The sequence below is a fragment of the Lactococcus sp. FSL W8-0209 genome, from assembly GCF_038006585.1.
In the GTDB taxonomy this organism is placed as follows: Bacteria; Bacillota; Bacilli; order Lactobacillales; family Streptococcaceae; genus Lactococcus; species Lactococcus lactis.
Genome location: NZ_JBBOVN010000001.1, coordinates 2,120,646 through 2,134,583, shown reverse-complemented (window position 1 = coordinate 2,134,583; position 13,938 = coordinate 2,120,646). Strand labels below are relative to the sequence as shown.

The following is a 13,938-nucleotide window of genomic DNA, read 5'->3' as shown; positions in this document are numbered from 1 at the left end:
AGAAAAATATGAAAAAGCGAAAAATGACTCGACATTCGCAAATTATAATTGGAATTTTAGTGATAATTTTAGCCATTTATTTGTCTATCAGTCTTTTCTTTTGGAAGAGTCTAAATCCCTATCATTCCGTTCGAGCGCAAGCGATTGACATTGCCACAGAAAAAACAGATTTAGTTAAAGCGACAGGATTTGATATTGCTGCAACTGACACCGTGACTTATTCAATTGTTGGCCTTAATAAAGCGAATCAAGAAATTGGAATTCTAATTCCAAAAAAATCTGGTAAAATTAAAGAAGTTAAATTATCGCAAGGGGTTTCACCAGCAAGCTTAACGACAAAAGATACGAAATCAGTTGTCTTAGCGCTTTACAAAGGGAAACCGGCTTGGGAAGTAAATAATAGCAATGGTTTTAAAGTTTATGACTTTGAGTCAGGAAAAGAGTTGATATGAAAAAAAATTCTGATTTTGTATTAAAAATGGATGAGTCCGTCACTCTTGCTGCGGCAAATCGCGCAAAAGCATTAAAAGCACAAGGGCGAGATATTATTGACCTGACACTTGGTCAGCCAGACTTTTCAACACCAAAAATAATTGGTCAAGCAGCTATTGAAGCAATCGATAATGGCAAGGCGAGCTTTTATACACAAGCTGGTGGACTTCCAGAATTAAAAAATGCAGTTCAACATTATTGGACGCGTTTTTATAATTATGAAATTCAACCAAATGAAATATTGATTACAGCTGGAGCAAAGTTTGCCCTTTATGCTTACTTTATGGCAACTGTTGACCCTAACGATGAGGTAATCATTCCTGCTCCTTACTGGGTTTCTTATGTTGACCAAGTGAAAATGGCTGGAGGAAATCCGGTAATTGTAGAAGCCAAGCAAGAGAATAATTTTAAAGTTACGGTTGAGCAATTAGAAGAAGCAAGAACAAGTAAAAGTAAAATTTTATTACTCAATTCACCTTCTAATCCAACAGGGATGATTTATTCTAAAGAAGAATTAACAGCCATTGGAGAGTGGGCTCTTGCTCATGATTTATTAATTTTGGCAGATGATATTTATCATCGTTTAGTTTATAATGGAGCGGAATTTACAGCAATTTCAAGTCTATCTGATGAAATTCGGAAAAGAACGACAGTGATTAATGGTGTTTCTAAAACATTTGCAATGACTGGTTGGCGGATTGGACTAGCTGTAGGTGATCCAGAAATTATTTCTGCGATGACTAAGATTGCGAGTCAAACGACTTCTAATCCAACTGCTGTTGCTCAATACGCAGCAATAGAAGCTTTTGAAGAAAGAGATAATAGTTTTGAGATAATGCATGCAGCATTTGAAGAACGTTTAAATATCATTTATGGTCAACTTTCTGAGGTTCCAGGATTTGAACTTGTAAAACCAAATGGTGCTTTCTATTTATTCCCGAAAGTGACTAAGGCAATGGCGATGAAGGGATATAGCGATGTGACTGATTTTACAACTGCTATTCTTGAAGAAGCAGGTGTAGCCTTGGTTACAGGAGCAGGTTTTGGTTCGCCAGAAAATGTGCGCTTGAGCTATGCAACAAGTCTTGAAAATTTAGAAGTTGCAGTGGCACGTTTAAAAGATTGGATGAATGAATGATCGATAAGAAAGAAGCAAAATTGGCCTATAAACTTTCAAAAAAAGTTGGAGCAGTTGTTGCTTATAAGAATCTCGAAACGAATGAACGCTATATTGATATAGCACCAGATTTAGCAGGTGTAAAAAATCGTTTTGAATTTGCCAAAAAAACGGGAATTGGCTTACCTTATGCCATTGAAAAAGCAGCGAAAACAGCTGATTTTGAATTGGAAGTTCTTGAAGAATTAGAAAAAGATGAGCTGCAAACCACTAAAGAATTCAAAGATGATTTAAAAACTTTAAAAGAAATCTGGGTTGAAAAGTTATAAAAGTATTAGTAAGGACCCCATTAAAAACTCAAATCTCCGCTTTGTGTCAGCTTTTTCTGTCTGCGTTGTCAGTCCTCCTAGACGGTGCCCGCACCGCCTTCGTCTGATTTACTACCAGACAAAAAAATCTGTTCACAAATCAAAAAAGCAGTTTTTAGAGGTTCCTAAAAAAAATTATAAAATAGAAATATAGATAGAAGGACTTATTTATGAAAGACTTAATTTCAATCATCGACGTCAAAGACCACGTTGGTGAAACGGTAAAAATCGGCGCTTGGGTTGCTGACAAATCAGGTAAAGGGAAACTTCAATTTCTTCAACTTCGCGATGGAACAGCATTTTTCCAAGCTGTTGTTTTCAAACCAAATATGATTGAAAACTTTGGTGAAGAAGAAGGAACAGCTAAATTTGATGAAATTAAACATCTCTCACAAGAAACTTCAGTTTATGTGACAGGTGTCGTTAAAGAAGATTCACGTTCAAAATTTGGTTATGAACTTGATGTGACTGATTTGGAAGTGATTGGTCAATCACATGATTATCCAATTACACCAAAAGAACACGGCGTTGAATTCCTCCTTGATAACCGTCATTTATGGTTGCGTTCAAAACGTCAAATGGCAATGATGCAAGTGCGTAATGCAATCATCTATGCAAGTTATGATTTCTTTACGAAAAATGGCTTCATTAAATTTGATAGCCCAATTCTTTCAGGAAATGCTGCTGAAAACACAACAGAACTCTTTGAAACAGATTATTTTGGTAATTCTGCTTTCTTGTCACAATCAGGACAACTTTATCTTGAAGCTGGAGCAATGGCTCTTGGACGTGTTTTCGACTTTGGACCAGTATTCCGTGCTGAAAAATCAAAAACTCGTCGTCATTTGACAGAATTTTGGATGATGGATGCAGAATATCCATTTGTTACTCATGATGAATCATTGGATATTCAAGAAGCTTATGTGAAAGCTTTGATTCAAGGTGTTTTGGATAATGCTGCTTATGCTCTTGAAACACTTGAACGTGATACAAGCATGTTGCAAAAGTATATTGATACACCTTTCAAACGTGTTTCTTATGATGAGGCTATTGATTTGTTGCAAGCACACGAAAATGATGAAGATACAGATTATGAGCATGTAGAACATGGGGATGACTTCGGTTCGCCTCATGAAACATGGATTTCAAATTACTATGGTGTTCCAACATTTATCGTCAACTATCCTGCAAGTTTTAAAGCTTTCTACATGAAACCAGTCCCTGGTAACCCAGAACGCGTTTTGTGTGCTGACCTTTTGGCTCCAGAAGGCTATGGCGAAATCATTGGTGGTTCAGAACGTGAAACTGATTATGATTTGTTACTTAAGAAAATTGCTGATTTCGGTTTAGATCCTAAAGATTATGATTGGTATTTAGAACTTCGTAAATTTGGTTCAGTTCCTCATGCTGGTTTCGGACTTGGTCTTGAACGTATGGTTACTTTTGTCTCTGGGACAGAACATATTCGTGAAGCAATTCCATTCCCACGTATGATTAACCGTATCCAACCTTAATAAAAATAAAAAACCTCTACTTTAAGAGGTTTTTTATTTTTACTATTAAGAGGTTTAATGCTAGTTTTAAAAGAATATTGTATGAAATGATTAATAAATTTGGAGAATGATAGCCTTTGCAAGACTGTGATATAATTAACTTATGAAAAATAAAGAGGAACCTCGGATGAAGTGGTCGGATGATGAATATGAAGCAATGATAGATTTGGCAACAAGGCAGTTAGCTGAGCGAATGGCTGAAAGAGCTTTGATGACTTATGAGATTTATAAATATGATTATCTTGATTCGCAGTTTGTGGCCGATTTTATTGCAGAGTTTGTCATTAGTGCTTATCGTTCATATTTAATCAAACCAGAAAATCTTGATGAAGAGGTGATGCTTTTACTATTTGTCAACATGGCTTATGAAAATATGCGAGGATTGCCAGATGAAGTGGCACAATACCACAGACTTTTTAGACAACTTTGTGACCTTTATTATGAACAAGGTTGTTTACGTCATGCTCTGATTGACGAAGCAGACTATCAGGAAATGGTTTTGGCAATTTTAGCTGATATTTTTATGGAAGTGAAAATGAGAAAAAAATTTAAAAAGTAATTTTGTAATCTTAAAGGGGAGAAAATGGATTTAGATGCTTACCAAAAAGCAATTATCAAATTTGATTTGAATGAAAAAATAGAGAGTCAAAATGAAGTAGATTTTGCATTTGTGGATAAAGTTTTGGGATTATCTGGTGAAGCAGGTGAAGTGGCTGACAAGGTAAAAAAAGTTATCCGCGACCAAGAGGGAAAGCTGTCAGTCAATGATAAAAAGGCCATCGGTCAGGAGCTTGGTGATATTCTTTGGTATGTAGCAACGAGTGCACGTTATCTAGGAATTTCTCTTGAACAAATTGCGAGTGAAAATATTGAGAAATTAGAGAGTCGATTGAGTCGTGGCAAGATTTCAGGCTCAGGGGATGAGAGATGAAAATATTGATTGTGGCTGGTTTGCCAGATTTTATACCTAATGAAAGTTTTGATAAATATATTGGTGTGGATAGAGGGTCACTATTTTTAGTGGAAAAAGGTTATCAATTGGCTCTGGCAATTGGTGATTTTGATTCTGTCAGTAAAACTGAACTTGATAAAATTTCTGTCAGTACTGACAGATTGATTAAATTGCCTGCTGAAAAAGATCTGACAGATTTAGAAGCAGCCTTAGATTTTATTTTAGAACATTTTGCTGATGCGGAAATTGTAATTGCTGGTGCTTTAGGTGGACGTTTGGACCATTTACTGACCAATGCTTATTTAGCAACACGACCAAAATATCAAGCCCTTGCTCCAAAAATGACTTTAGTTGACCAACAAAATTTGGTGACCTACTTGTTGCCTGGTCAGCATTTACTAAAGAGAAAGCCAACTTACCAATATGTTGGATTTGTTCAAGTAGAAACAAAGGATAGTTTAGCCATTGAAGAAGCAAAATATCCTTTGAAAGCAGAGGATAATTTTAGTCAAATCTATGCTAGTAATGAATTTATCAGTGACCAAATGAAAGTTTCATTCAATCAGGGAATGGTCATTGTAATTTATTCAGGCGATTCGCATAAAAAATAAATAATAAGAGGTTAAGGAGAACGGAAAAAGTATGATTATTGGAGTCATTGGGGCAACATCAAATATTGCAAGTAAGGCTTATTTACCAGTTTATGCGAAAATGCAGGCGGACCATCGTTTTATTTTGTATTCTCGTCAGTGGGAAAAAGCTGAAGAAGTTCGCAAACATTATAAATTTGAATATGCGACAGAGGACTTGTCAGCACTAGAAACTGTGGATCTGGTTATTATTCATGCGGCAACTTCCCAACATTTTGAGTTAGCTAAAAGATATTTGTCAGCGGGAGTTCCTGTTTTAATGGATAAACCTGTTTCAGAAAAATTATCTGAAGTAAAAGAATTGCAAAAAATTGCTGACCAAAATAATACCTTATTTGTCGTCGCTTTTAATCGCAGATTTGCACCACAAACAGCTAAATTAAAAGCTCTCCCAGATAAAAATATGGTGAAAGTAAGTAAAAATTTAGCAAATTCTGCCAGTGAAAAAATTACATTTTCAATGTACGATATTTTTATTCACCCTCTGGACACCTTGATTTATTTGCTAGATGATGAGATTTTAGAAGTCAATTATTCATTAAAGAAGAATCAAGACGGGCAATTAACAAGAGCAATTGTTATGCTAGAAACAGCGACAACGAGTGGAATTGCCACAATGAACTTAGAAGCTGGCGCCTTTACTGAAGAATTTACAGTAGAAAGTCCTAGAGAAAGCCTTCGCTTGTCAGAACTGTGCGAACTTGAAAAATTTACAGGAATTGACCGTCAAAAATTTGGAATAAGTGGTTGGCAAAGTGCGACATACAATCGTGGTTTTGATGAAATCATTTCTGCCATGGTTCTAGCGGTTGAAAAATTTGATGGTCAAAATCGTCAAGAATTACTGACAGAACTTAGACAAGAAAATATTCTAAAATCCCACGAAATCATTGACCAAATGTTAAAATGAAAAGTTACTGACAGAAATATTAGACTATCTTAAAATGACTGACAGAGTTAAAAAATTTCTGTCAGTATTTTTTTAGGCTGAGCCTTGCATTATTGTCAATAAAAAAGTATAATTATAAAAAAATTAAGAAAAGGAGTCCGCATGAAAACACAACAATCTACAGTCTTTTATTTTTGGTGCAGATAGTTTGTGTTTATGCAATTGGCGTAGATACAACTTTTGAGTATACTCAAGTTTCTGCGCCGGGATTCAAAGAAGACCGGATAGTAAAAACTATCTGGTCTTTCTTTTTTAATTTTTTTACCCTTTCTTTCGACTCTAAAGTAAAATTAATCGTAAAGACCGACTCCAAGCAGGGTTTTGCTAGATGAATGGAAGGGAACTTATAAAAGAAAGCTTTGCTTTCACACATTAGAAAAGAGGAATTTTATGGAAAATTCTACGGGCTTGAAGTCTTCTTTAAAGACTCGCCACATTGTTATGCTCTCACTTGGGGGAGCGATTGGTTCAGGACTATTTTTAGGTTCTGGAAAAGTCATTGCACAGGCTGGGCCAAGTGTATTACTCTCATACATCTTAGCTGGACTGACACTTTATGTTGTGATGTATGGTGTTGGGGAAATGGTCATCCATCAAGATGAACATAAGGCTGGAATGGCCGGAGTTGTTGCTCCTTTTATTGGGGACCACTGGGCGCATTTTGCGGACTGGGTTTACTGGGCAACTTGGATGGCCGTCCTAATTGCAGAAGAAGCAGGGGTATCAACTTTCCTTGCCATGCTAATTCCTGGAGTGCCATTATGGGTTTTCGCCCTGATTGTAGCAGTTCTAGGAACAGCAATCAATCTCTGGTCAGTTAGAGCTTTTGCCGAAACGGAATATTGGCTTGCCTTTATTAAAGTCGCTGTTATTTTAATTTTAATTGCACTCGGAATTTATTTATTAGTTATTAATGATGCTCATCTTGGTTTTGTTGCTGATACCGCTCAAAAAGTATCGACTAAAAGTACAGCACCAAGCTTTGCTCCTAATGGCTTTTCAGGATTTTTAACTTCATTATTGGTTGTTATTTTCTCATTTGGTGGTTCTGAATTGGCAGCAATTACAGTTGCTGAAACGGAAAATCCAAAAGTAGCGATTCCGAGAGCTATTCGAGGTGTTTTAATTCGGATTATTAGTTTTTATGTTATTCCAATCTTTTTATTCTTGCATTTATTACCATGGAGCGAAGTTTCAAATCCAGATGCAGCAAGTCCATTTGCTACAATTTTTGCTCGAGTAGGAATTCCACACGCTGATAAAATCGTTCTCGTAATCATTGTTATTGCAATTTTTTCAGCGGTTAACTCAGCAATTTATGCCACTTCACGCTCACTCTATTCACGCATTCAAGGTTCAAATTCTTATGTAGGTCAAAGATTGGGCAAATTATCTAAAAACCAAGTCCCAACGAATGCGATTTTAGTTTCATCATTTGTTTTGTTTATTGGTGTACTTTTGTCAGCAATTTTGGGTGATGGATTTTGGCAATTTGTGGCTGGTTCGATTTCATTTACGATTACAATCGTTTGGATTCTCCTTTTAGTTGCTGCTCTTGTTTTATATTTTAAACATAAAGAAGTAACGAATTGGCTTGTTAAGTTGGCGACACTTGTTGTGCTTATCGCTTTAACGATTATCTTCATCATGCAAATTGTCACTAATCCATGGACTTTGTCAGTCTTTGCTTTAGTGATTTGCCTCCTTTCTTACTTTACTTACCGAAAGAAAAAAGCATAATAATAAAAAACATTCATTTTAAATGAATGTTTTTCTTTTGTTTGAGTTCTAGGTATTCAATAAACTTTTCTTTGATTAAATCATTTTTGATAAGTGACAATTTTTGTTTGCGAACAAGTTTATGTTTAAACCACCATTCACAAGACATGGCATCATTTTTATTATCAAAATCAACAGAGGCAAGCAGCTTAACTGGCAATCTTGTTTTTGTGTATTTCGCCCCTTTACCAGAGTTATGAGTAGCAAGTCTTTTTTCTAAATCAGTGGTATAGCCACAGTAGAGAGTCTTATCTGAGCATTGTAAAATGTAAGTAAAATATTGGTTCATAAGTTTTTTTCTAAAATAGTGAGAAATTCAAAAGGAGTAAATTCATGAGTAGGCTCCCAAATCTTTTGAAATTGATTAATCATTCCATTGTGAGAAACAATGAGAATATTTTGAGCAGAAGGAAAAAGTTGAGGAAGTTTTTCTAAAAATATTTTAGCACGTTCATGAATTGAAGCAAGAGATTCAATACCTAAAGTAAGATTTTCTTCATTTTCTATATTAAGTTGTGCCCAATCTCGATTTTCTTTTGTTTGATTTTCCAATTTTCCAAGGCCTCGTTCACGTAATAAAGGTTCAAAGAGTAGTAAGGCTCCTATTTTATTAGAAATTATCATTGCAGTTTCCTTAGCACCTTGTAAATCTGATGATAAAATCAAGTCAAATTTTACTGACGAAAGTTTGTCAGCTAAAATTTCGGACTGTTGAATTCCTGTGCCAGTGAGAGGACTGTTCAACCAACCCATCAGCAAATTTTGCTGAATACTTCGCGTTTCACCATGTCTGACTAAATATAATTTCATAGTCAGATTATACCATTTAACGTAGCCAAAGTTAAGAGCTAGCTTGCCATTCGTGGTATAATAAGAGTATGATTACTTCACTTACGATTCTTTCAAGTCTTGCAATAATTGTAACCGCAGTTATTGCTTTTGCGGAATATCAAGCTGGAAAAAGACGTCATTCAACCACTCTATCTATCGAAATGCTTCATAAGCAAAAAGACGATTTTATTAAATGGTTTTATGATTATCTTCATATCTCACAAGTGTTGATGCGAGTAACAATTCAACTTAACATGGACCGCTTAGAACAACGTCATTTTGAAAGTACAAATGACTCTAGTAATCAGCGACGCATTATTCGTATTAATGAGAATACGATGTCAAGAGATCGTAATGCAGCAGATTTAAATTATCAAATGGTGCTTTTAAATCTGGTGATTGATGACCGTAAGCCTTATTTTGAAAATACTCAGATCAAGGTCCGCTCAAATTTTGAAACATTGATGCATGACATCAATGAATTTACAAGAAGAATTCATATAGAATATGATGAAAAAATGAAAGAAACGGATGATGCAGGTTGCCGTTCCATTATGAATGAAGCTCGAAAGATGGCTAGAAATACGATGGAAGCTATCGAAAAATCTAACCATGAAATGGGTGAGCAAGTCAAACATGATATTCAAGCACTCGAAGATGAAGTAGAACATTATTTTAAAAAATAAAGAAACATGGATGTACAAGATTAGAGAGTAGTTCATGGTGCACGTCCGACTCGACTAGTGGGTTTTGCCCACGTAGCGAGAGCCATTTCGTCTATTAGCACGAATGGATACCTGGTGTGTGGAGAATGCGCCAAAGTGTGCATTCAAAATAAAGTAAGCAAAGGAAACATAAATGCCACAAGATAAAATAGTAATACACGGTGCACGTCCGATTCGACTTGTGAGCTTTGCTCACTTAGCGAGAGTGGAGAACGTGCCCACCTATTCAGACCAAACAAAATAATAAAAGGAAAATAAATGCCACAAGATAAAATAGTAATACACGGTGCACGTGAGCACAATTTAAAAAATATAGATGTTGAAATTCCAAGAGATAAATTAGTTGTTGTTACTGGGGTTTCAGGGTCTGGAAAATCATCTCTGGCCTTTGAAACTTTATATGCAGAAGGTCAACGTCGATATGTTGAATCTTTGTCAGCTTATGCCAGACAGTTTTTAGGAAATATGGATAAACCAGATGTTGATTCAATTGATGGTTTGTCGCCAGCAATTTCTATTGACCAAAAAACAACTTCTAAAAATCCTCGTTCAACAGTCGGGACAGTTACGGAAATTAATGACTATTTGCGTCTATTATATGCCCGTGTTGGGACGCCATATTGTGTGAATGGTCATGGAAAAATTTCGGCACAGTCAGTTGAAGAAATTGTTGAACAAATTCTTGAGCTTCCTGAAAAAACACGTTTACAAATTCTCGCTCCTGTCGTGCGTACCAAAAAAGGGACTCATGTCAAAATGTTTGAGCGTATCCAAAAAGATGGTTATGTTCGTGTTCGTGTTGATGGCGAAGTTTATGATATTTCAGAAGTTCCAGAACTTGATAAAAATAAAAAGCACAACATTGAAATTGTCATTGACCGTATTGTTGTAAAAGAAGGAATTCGTTCGCGTCTGTTTGACTCTGTAGAGGCTGCGCTTCATCAGGCTGAGGGTTATGTTATTGTTGATAAAATGGATGGTTCAGAGCTTTTATTTAGTGAATTTTATGCCTGTCCAGTTTGTGGATTTACTGTTCCAGAACTTGAACCACGTCTTTTCTCATTCAATGCTCCTTTTGGCTCATGCCCAGATTGTGATGGTTTAGGAGTTAAATTGGAACCCGATGTCGATTTATTGATTCCTGATACAAGCAAAACACTCCGTGAGGGAGCAATTATCTATTGGTATGGGAAAGCCTCAACTTATTACCCAGCTCTTTTAGAGCAAGCAATGGAGCAATTTGGTATTGATTTAGATACACCTTGGGAAAAACTGTCAGAAAAAGAACAACAAATTGTTTTATATGGAAATGGAGATAAACTTTTCCATTTTCTTCACGAAGGAGATTTTGGCTTACGTGACCAAGATATGACCTTTGTTGGGGTCATTCCTAATCTTTGGCGTCGATATCGTTCGGGAATGAGCGAGTCAGCTAGAGAAATGGCGCGTTCTTACATGACTGAATTGACTTGTACGACTTGTCATGGTTATCGTTTAAATGATCAAGCACTTTCTGTTAAAGTGGGAGAGAAAAATATTGCTGAATTTTCAATTCTGTCAATTGGCGATACGCTTGATTATGTGAAAAGTTTAGTTCTTTCTGCAAATAATGAAATTATCGCAAAACCTATTTTGAAAGAAATTAAAGACCGTTTGACTTTCTTGAAAAATGTTGGTTTGGATTATCTCACGCTATCTCGTTCAAGCGGAACACTTTCTGGTGGAGAGTCACAACGTATTCGTTTAGCGACACAGATTGGGTCAAATTTATCAGGCGTTTTGTATATTTTGGATGAACCATCCATTGGTTTACATCAAAGAGATAATGACAGATTGATTGAGTCTTTACAAAAGATGCGTGATTTGGGGAATACCTTAATTGTCGTTGAACATGATGAGGACACGATGATGGCAGCCGATTGGCTTATTGATGTTGGGCCTGGGGCAGGTGATTTAGGAGGTGAAATTATTGCCTCTGGAACACCAAAACAAGTCATGAAAAATAAAAAATCACTGACAGGGCAATATTTGTCAGGAAAAAGAGCCATTCCAGTTCCCAAAAAACGTCGAGCCATTGATAAGAAAAAAATGGTTAAGATTACAGGTGCAAGTGAGAACAACTTGCAAAACCTTGACGTTGAGTTTCCAATGGGAGTTATGACGGCTGTAACTGGGGTTTCTGGTTCTGGTAAATCAACTTTAGTTAACAGTATTTTAAAGAAATCATTAGCTCAAAAATTGAATCACAACTCAGAGAAACCTGGTAAGCATAAAAAAATTACTGGTTATGAAGGAATTGAGCGTTTGATTGATATTGACCAAAGTCCAATTGGTCGAACTCCACGTTCAAATCCGGCTACTTATACCAGCGTCTTTGATGACATTCGTGATTTATTTGCCAATACAAATGAAGCAAAAATTCGTGGTTATAAAAAAGGACGTTTCTCATTTAATGTTAAAGGTGGACGTTGTGAAGCCTGTTCTGGTGATGGAATCATCAAAATTGAAATGCATTTCTTGCCGGATGTTTATGTTCCATGTGAAGTTTGCCACGGCAGACGCTACAATTCAGAAACTTTAGAAGTTCATTATAAAGGGAAGAATATTTCGGAAGTGCTTGATATGCGCGTGTCTGATGGCTTGGAATTCTTCCGTCATATTCCAAAAATTGAACGTAAACTCCAAACGATTGTTGATGTAGGTTTGGGATATGTGACGCTTGGACAACCGGCAACTACTTTATCAGGTGGGGAAGCTCAACGGATGAAATTAGCTTCTGAATTACAAAAACGTTCAAATGGTAAAGCTTTTTATATCTTGGATGAACCAACAACTGGTTTGCACAGTGAAGATATTGCGACCCTGATTCAAGTATTAGACCGTTTGGTTGAACAAGGAAATACGATTGTTGTCATTGAGCATAATTTGGATGTCATTAAAACAGCAGATTACATCATCGACTTAGGTCCAGAAGGTGGTGCTGGTGGTGGAACAATTCTTGCCAAAGGAAGACCAGAAGAAGTTGCAAAAGTTGCTGACAGCTATACTGGTCAGTATTTGAAAGCAAAATTGGAAAAATAAGACTGATGGAAATTTGACTTGTAATTAAAAGACTTGTCAGTAAATGTAGAGGGTTGATAAAACTGTCAGCATGTTCCTCTGTAATTAAAATACTTAGTTCAATAATCGAATTGACAGAACTGCCTAAAAAATGTTCACCTTTGGTTGCATTTGAAAGAAGTGCCAGCATAGCTGACAATTCCTTTATTCACCGATAAAATGTTTCCTCCGGTCGCATTTTACTGACAGGATTTATCTTAGAAATATTTATCAGATAAGCTTTCTGTCAGTAAATTTTACAATAAAAAGCGTAATCTATAAACTTAGATTACGCTTTTAAGGAAAGAAAATGGATAAATTTAAGGAAATTTTTGAAGCGATTAAAGCTGACCCACAGAACAAAAAATATACAAAAGAAGGGATAGAGCCGCTTTATTCTGTCCATAAAGAAGCAAAGATTTGTATTATTGGTCAGGCACCAGGCATTCGAGCACAAGAATCACGACTCTTTTGGAATGATCCGTCAGGTGACCGCCTGCGTGATTGGCTTGGAATTGACCGAACTACTTTTTATGAGTCAAATAAAATATCTATTTTGCCTTTAGATTTTTATTTTCCTGGAAAAGGAAAATCAGGTGATCTGCCACCTCGGGCAGGTTTTGTTCAAAAATGGCATAAAGCACTTTTAGAAGAAATGCCTGAGATTGAACTTTTTATTCTAGTAGGTTCTTATGCCATAAAGTATTATTTAAATTTAAAATCATCAGCAAAAACAACAGAAGTGATTCGTGATTTTGAAGCCTACTTACCAAAATATTTTCCGCTTGTTCATCCCAGCCCACGAAATAATATTTGGTTAGCCAAAAATCCGTGGTTTGAGCCTGAACTTTTACCAGAACTAAAAAAAAGAATTGCTCAATTAATGAAATAAATTACTGACAGGCTTTCAGTAACTTTTTTCATGGCTTAGTCTTCAATTAATGAATTGTTCTTTCCATTTGAATATGTTGAATTCCGGCTTCTTCAAAAACTTGTCCTACCTCATTAAAGCCGTATTTGCTATATAAACCTTTGGCAGAAAGTTGTGCATGAAGTTCTAATTTATTTAATTTGCTTTCTTTAGCAAATTCAATCAGACGGTCAATTAAAAGCTTTGCATAACCATGACCTCTTGCTTCTTTTAAAATAGCCATTCGTTGAATTAGCGCTGTTTTTTTATCCAAATCAGCAAGCAAACGAACGGTACCTTTGGCAAGACCATCGTCATAAAGAACGAAATGAACAGAAGAAGCCTCTTCAAGAGCGTTTCCAACTTCAAGTTCATAAGGAACGCCTTGTTCTTTGACAAAAACTTGATTACGAATTCGTAAAGCATCAAAATAAATATCAGACATAGTATCACGAGTTACTCTAATTTCCATAATTTCTCCTAAAGATTAGTTTGCTTAAAAGCCTTGGATTT

15 protein-coding genes are annotated in these 13,938 nt (G+C 35.9%); 12 read left to right on the top strand and 3 right to left on the bottom strand.

Annotated elements, in window-relative coordinates; translation table 11 throughout:
• Window positions 1–8 precede the first annotated feature (8 nt).
• From MKX45_RS10535 to MKX45_RS10495, 9 genes are all read left to right on the top strand, one after another.
• Complete coding sequence (locus MKX45_RS10535; protein WP_003130291.1) at window positions 9–452, top strand: cell wall elongation regulator TseB-like domain-containing protein; 444 nt, start codon at window positions 9–11, stop codon at window positions 450–452.
• Window positions 449–1,630 (top strand): pyridoxal phosphate-dependent aminotransferase, encoded by a 1,182-nt coding sequence (locus tag MKX45_RS10530; RefSeq protein WP_057720492.1) that lies wholly within the window; start codon window positions 449–451, stop codon window positions 1,628–1,630. The genes MKX45_RS10535 and MKX45_RS10530 overlap by 4 nt, the downstream gene beginning before the upstream one ends.
• Window positions 1,627–1,938 (top strand): hypothetical protein, encoded by a 312-nt coding sequence (locus MKX45_RS10525; RefSeq protein ID WP_057720491.1) that lies wholly within the window; start codon window positions 1,627–1,629, stop codon window positions 1,936–1,938. The genes MKX45_RS10530 and MKX45_RS10525 overlap by 4 nt, the downstream gene beginning before the upstream one ends.
• A 209-nt stretch (window positions 1,939–2,147) precedes the next feature.
• Complete coding sequence (asnS, locus tag MKX45_RS10520) at window positions 2,148–3,491, top strand: asparagine--tRNA ligase (protein ID WP_340817183.1); 1,344 nt, start codon at window positions 2,148–2,150, stop codon at window positions 3,489–3,491.
• A 166-nt stretch (window positions 3,492–3,657) separates the two neighbouring features.
• The gene (locus MKX45_RS10515; RefSeq protein ID WP_012898401.1) at window positions 3,658–4,089 is read left to right on the top strand and encodes a hypothetical protein; all 432 of its coding nucleotides are present in this window, start codon (window positions 3,658–3,660) and stop codon (window positions 4,087–4,089) included.
• A gap of 24 nt (window positions 4,090–4,113) precedes the next feature.
• The gene (locus MKX45_RS10510) at window positions 4,114–4,461 is read left to right on the top strand and encodes a nucleoside triphosphate pyrophosphohydrolase family protein (protein ID WP_012898400.1); all 348 of its coding nucleotides are present in this window, start codon (window positions 4,114–4,116) and stop codon (window positions 4,459–4,461) included.
• Window positions 4,458–5,093 (top strand): thiamine diphosphokinase, encoded by a 636-nt coding sequence (locus MKX45_RS10505; RefSeq protein WP_015426998.1) that lies wholly within the window; start codon window positions 4,458–4,460, stop codon window positions 5,091–5,093. The genes MKX45_RS10510 and MKX45_RS10505 overlap by 4 nt, the downstream gene beginning before the upstream one ends.
• A gap of 31 nt (window positions 5,094–5,124) precedes the next feature.
• Window positions 5,125–6,042 (top strand): Gfo/Idh/MocA family protein, encoded by a 918-nt coding sequence (locus tag MKX45_RS10500; RefSeq protein ID WP_015426997.1) that lies wholly within the window; start codon window positions 5,125–5,127, stop codon window positions 6,040–6,042.
• 429 nt (window positions 6,043–6,471) lie between these two features.
• Window positions 6,472–7,821: an amino acid permease gene (locus MKX45_RS10495; protein ID WP_057720489.1), complete on the top strand. Its 1,350-nt coding sequence runs from the start codon at window positions 6,472–6,474 to the stop codon at window positions 7,819–7,821.
• A 13-nt stretch (window positions 7,822–7,834) separates the two neighbouring features.
• On the opposite strand, the gene MKX45_RS10490 is transcribed toward MKX45_RS10495, so the two are convergent.
• On the bottom strand, window positions 7,835–8,149 hold the full coding sequence (locus MKX45_RS10490; protein ID WP_010906152.1) for a GIY-YIG nuclease family protein: 315 nt from the start codon (window positions 8,147–8,149) through the stop codon (window positions 7,835–7,837).
• Complete coding sequence (locus tag MKX45_RS10485; protein WP_057720488.1) at window positions 8,146–8,670, bottom strand: histidine phosphatase family protein; 525 nt, start codon at window positions 8,668–8,670, stop codon at window positions 8,146–8,148. Before MKX45_RS10485 ends, MKX45_RS10490 begins: the two co-directional genes overlap by 4 nt.
• Window positions 8,671–8,738: 68 nt before the next feature.
• On the opposite strand from MKX45_RS10485, the gene MKX45_RS10480 reads away from it, so the two are divergent.
• The 3 genes from MKX45_RS10480 to MKX45_RS10470 all read left to right on the top strand — a co-directional run bounded on the left by MKX45_RS10480 (window position 8,739) and on the right by MKX45_RS10470 (window position 13,407).
• Complete coding sequence (locus tag MKX45_RS10480; RefSeq protein WP_340817182.1) at window positions 8,739–9,377, top strand: hypothetical protein; 639 nt, start codon at window positions 8,739–8,741, stop codon at window positions 9,375–9,377.
• Between the two features lie 297 nt (window positions 9,378–9,674).
• Window positions 9,675–12,497: an excinuclease ABC subunit UvrA gene (uvrA, locus tag MKX45_RS10475; protein WP_057720486.1), complete on the top strand. Its 2,823-nt coding sequence runs from the start codon at window positions 9,675–9,677 to the stop codon at window positions 12,495–12,497.
• Between the two features lie 328 nt (window positions 12,498–12,825).
• Window positions 12,826–13,407 carry a uracil-DNA glycosylase family protein gene (locus MKX45_RS10470; protein WP_340817181.1) on the top strand — a complete coding sequence of 194 codons (582 nt, stop codon included), beginning with the start codon at window positions 12,826–12,828 and terminating at the stop codon, window positions 13,405–13,407.
• A 46-nt stretch (window positions 13,408–13,453) separates the two neighbouring features.
• On the opposite strand, the gene MKX45_RS10465 is transcribed toward MKX45_RS10470, so the two are convergent.
• Window positions 13,454–13,897, bottom strand: a complete 444-nt coding sequence (locus tag MKX45_RS10465) for a GNAT family N-acetyltransferase (RefSeq protein WP_057720484.1) — start codon at window positions 13,895–13,897, stop codon at window positions 13,454–13,456.
• Window positions 13,898–13,938: the final 41 nt, after the last annotated feature.

Coding starts and splice junctions, on each gene's coding strand:
- MKX45_RS10515 (WP_012898401.1), top strand. CDS start 3,658: ATGAAGTGGTCGGATGATGAATATGAAGCAATGATAGATTTGGCAACA.
- MKX45_RS10505 (WP_015426998.1), top strand. CDS start 4,458: ATGAAAATATTGATTGTGGCTGGTTTGCCAGATTTTATACCTAATGAA.
- MKX45_RS10480 (WP_340817182.1), top strand. CDS start 8,739: ATGATTACTTCACTTACGATTCTTTCAAGTCTTGCAATAATTGTAACC.
- MKX45_RS10485 (WP_057720488.1), bottom strand. CDS start 8,670: ATGAAATTATATTTAGTCAGACATGGTGAAACGCGAAGTATTCAGCAA.
- MKX45_RS10500 (WP_015426997.1), top strand. CDS start 5,125: ATGATTATTGGAGTCATTGGGGCAACATCAAATATTGCAAGTAAGGCT.
- MKX45_RS10495 (WP_057720489.1), top strand. CDS start 6,472: ATGGAAAATTCTACGGGCTTGAAGTCTTCTTTAAAGACTCGCCACATT.
- MKX45_RS10490 (WP_010906152.1), bottom strand. CDS start 8,149: ATGAACCAATATTTTACTTACATTTTACAATGCTCAGATAAGACTCTC.
- MKX45_RS10530 (WP_057720492.1), top strand. CDS start 449: ATGAAAAAAAATTCTGATTTTGTATTAAAAATGGATGAGTCCGTCACT.
- uvrA (WP_057720486.1), top strand. CDS start 9,675: ATGCCACAAGATAAAATAGTAATACACGGTGCACGTGAGCACAATTTA.
- MKX45_RS10510 (WP_012898400.1), top strand. CDS start 4,114: ATGGATTTAGATGCTTACCAAAAAGCAATTATCAAATTTGATTTGAAT.
- MKX45_RS10470 (WP_340817181.1), top strand. CDS start 12,826: ATGGATAAATTTAAGGAAATTTTTGAAGCGATTAAAGCTGACCCACAG.
- MKX45_RS10535 (WP_003130291.1), top strand. CDS start 9: ATGAAAAAGCGAAAAATGACTCGACATTCGCAAATTATAATTGGAATT.
- MKX45_RS10465 (WP_057720484.1), bottom strand. CDS start 13,897: ATGGAAATTAGAGTAACTCGTGATACTATGTCTGATATTTATTTTGAT.
- asnS (WP_340817183.1), top strand. CDS start 2,148: ATGAAAGACTTAATTTCAATCATCGACGTCAAAGACCACGTTGGTGAA.
- MKX45_RS10525 (WP_057720491.1), top strand. CDS start 1,627: ATGATCGATAAGAAAGAAGCAAAATTGGCCTATAAACTTTCAAAAAAA.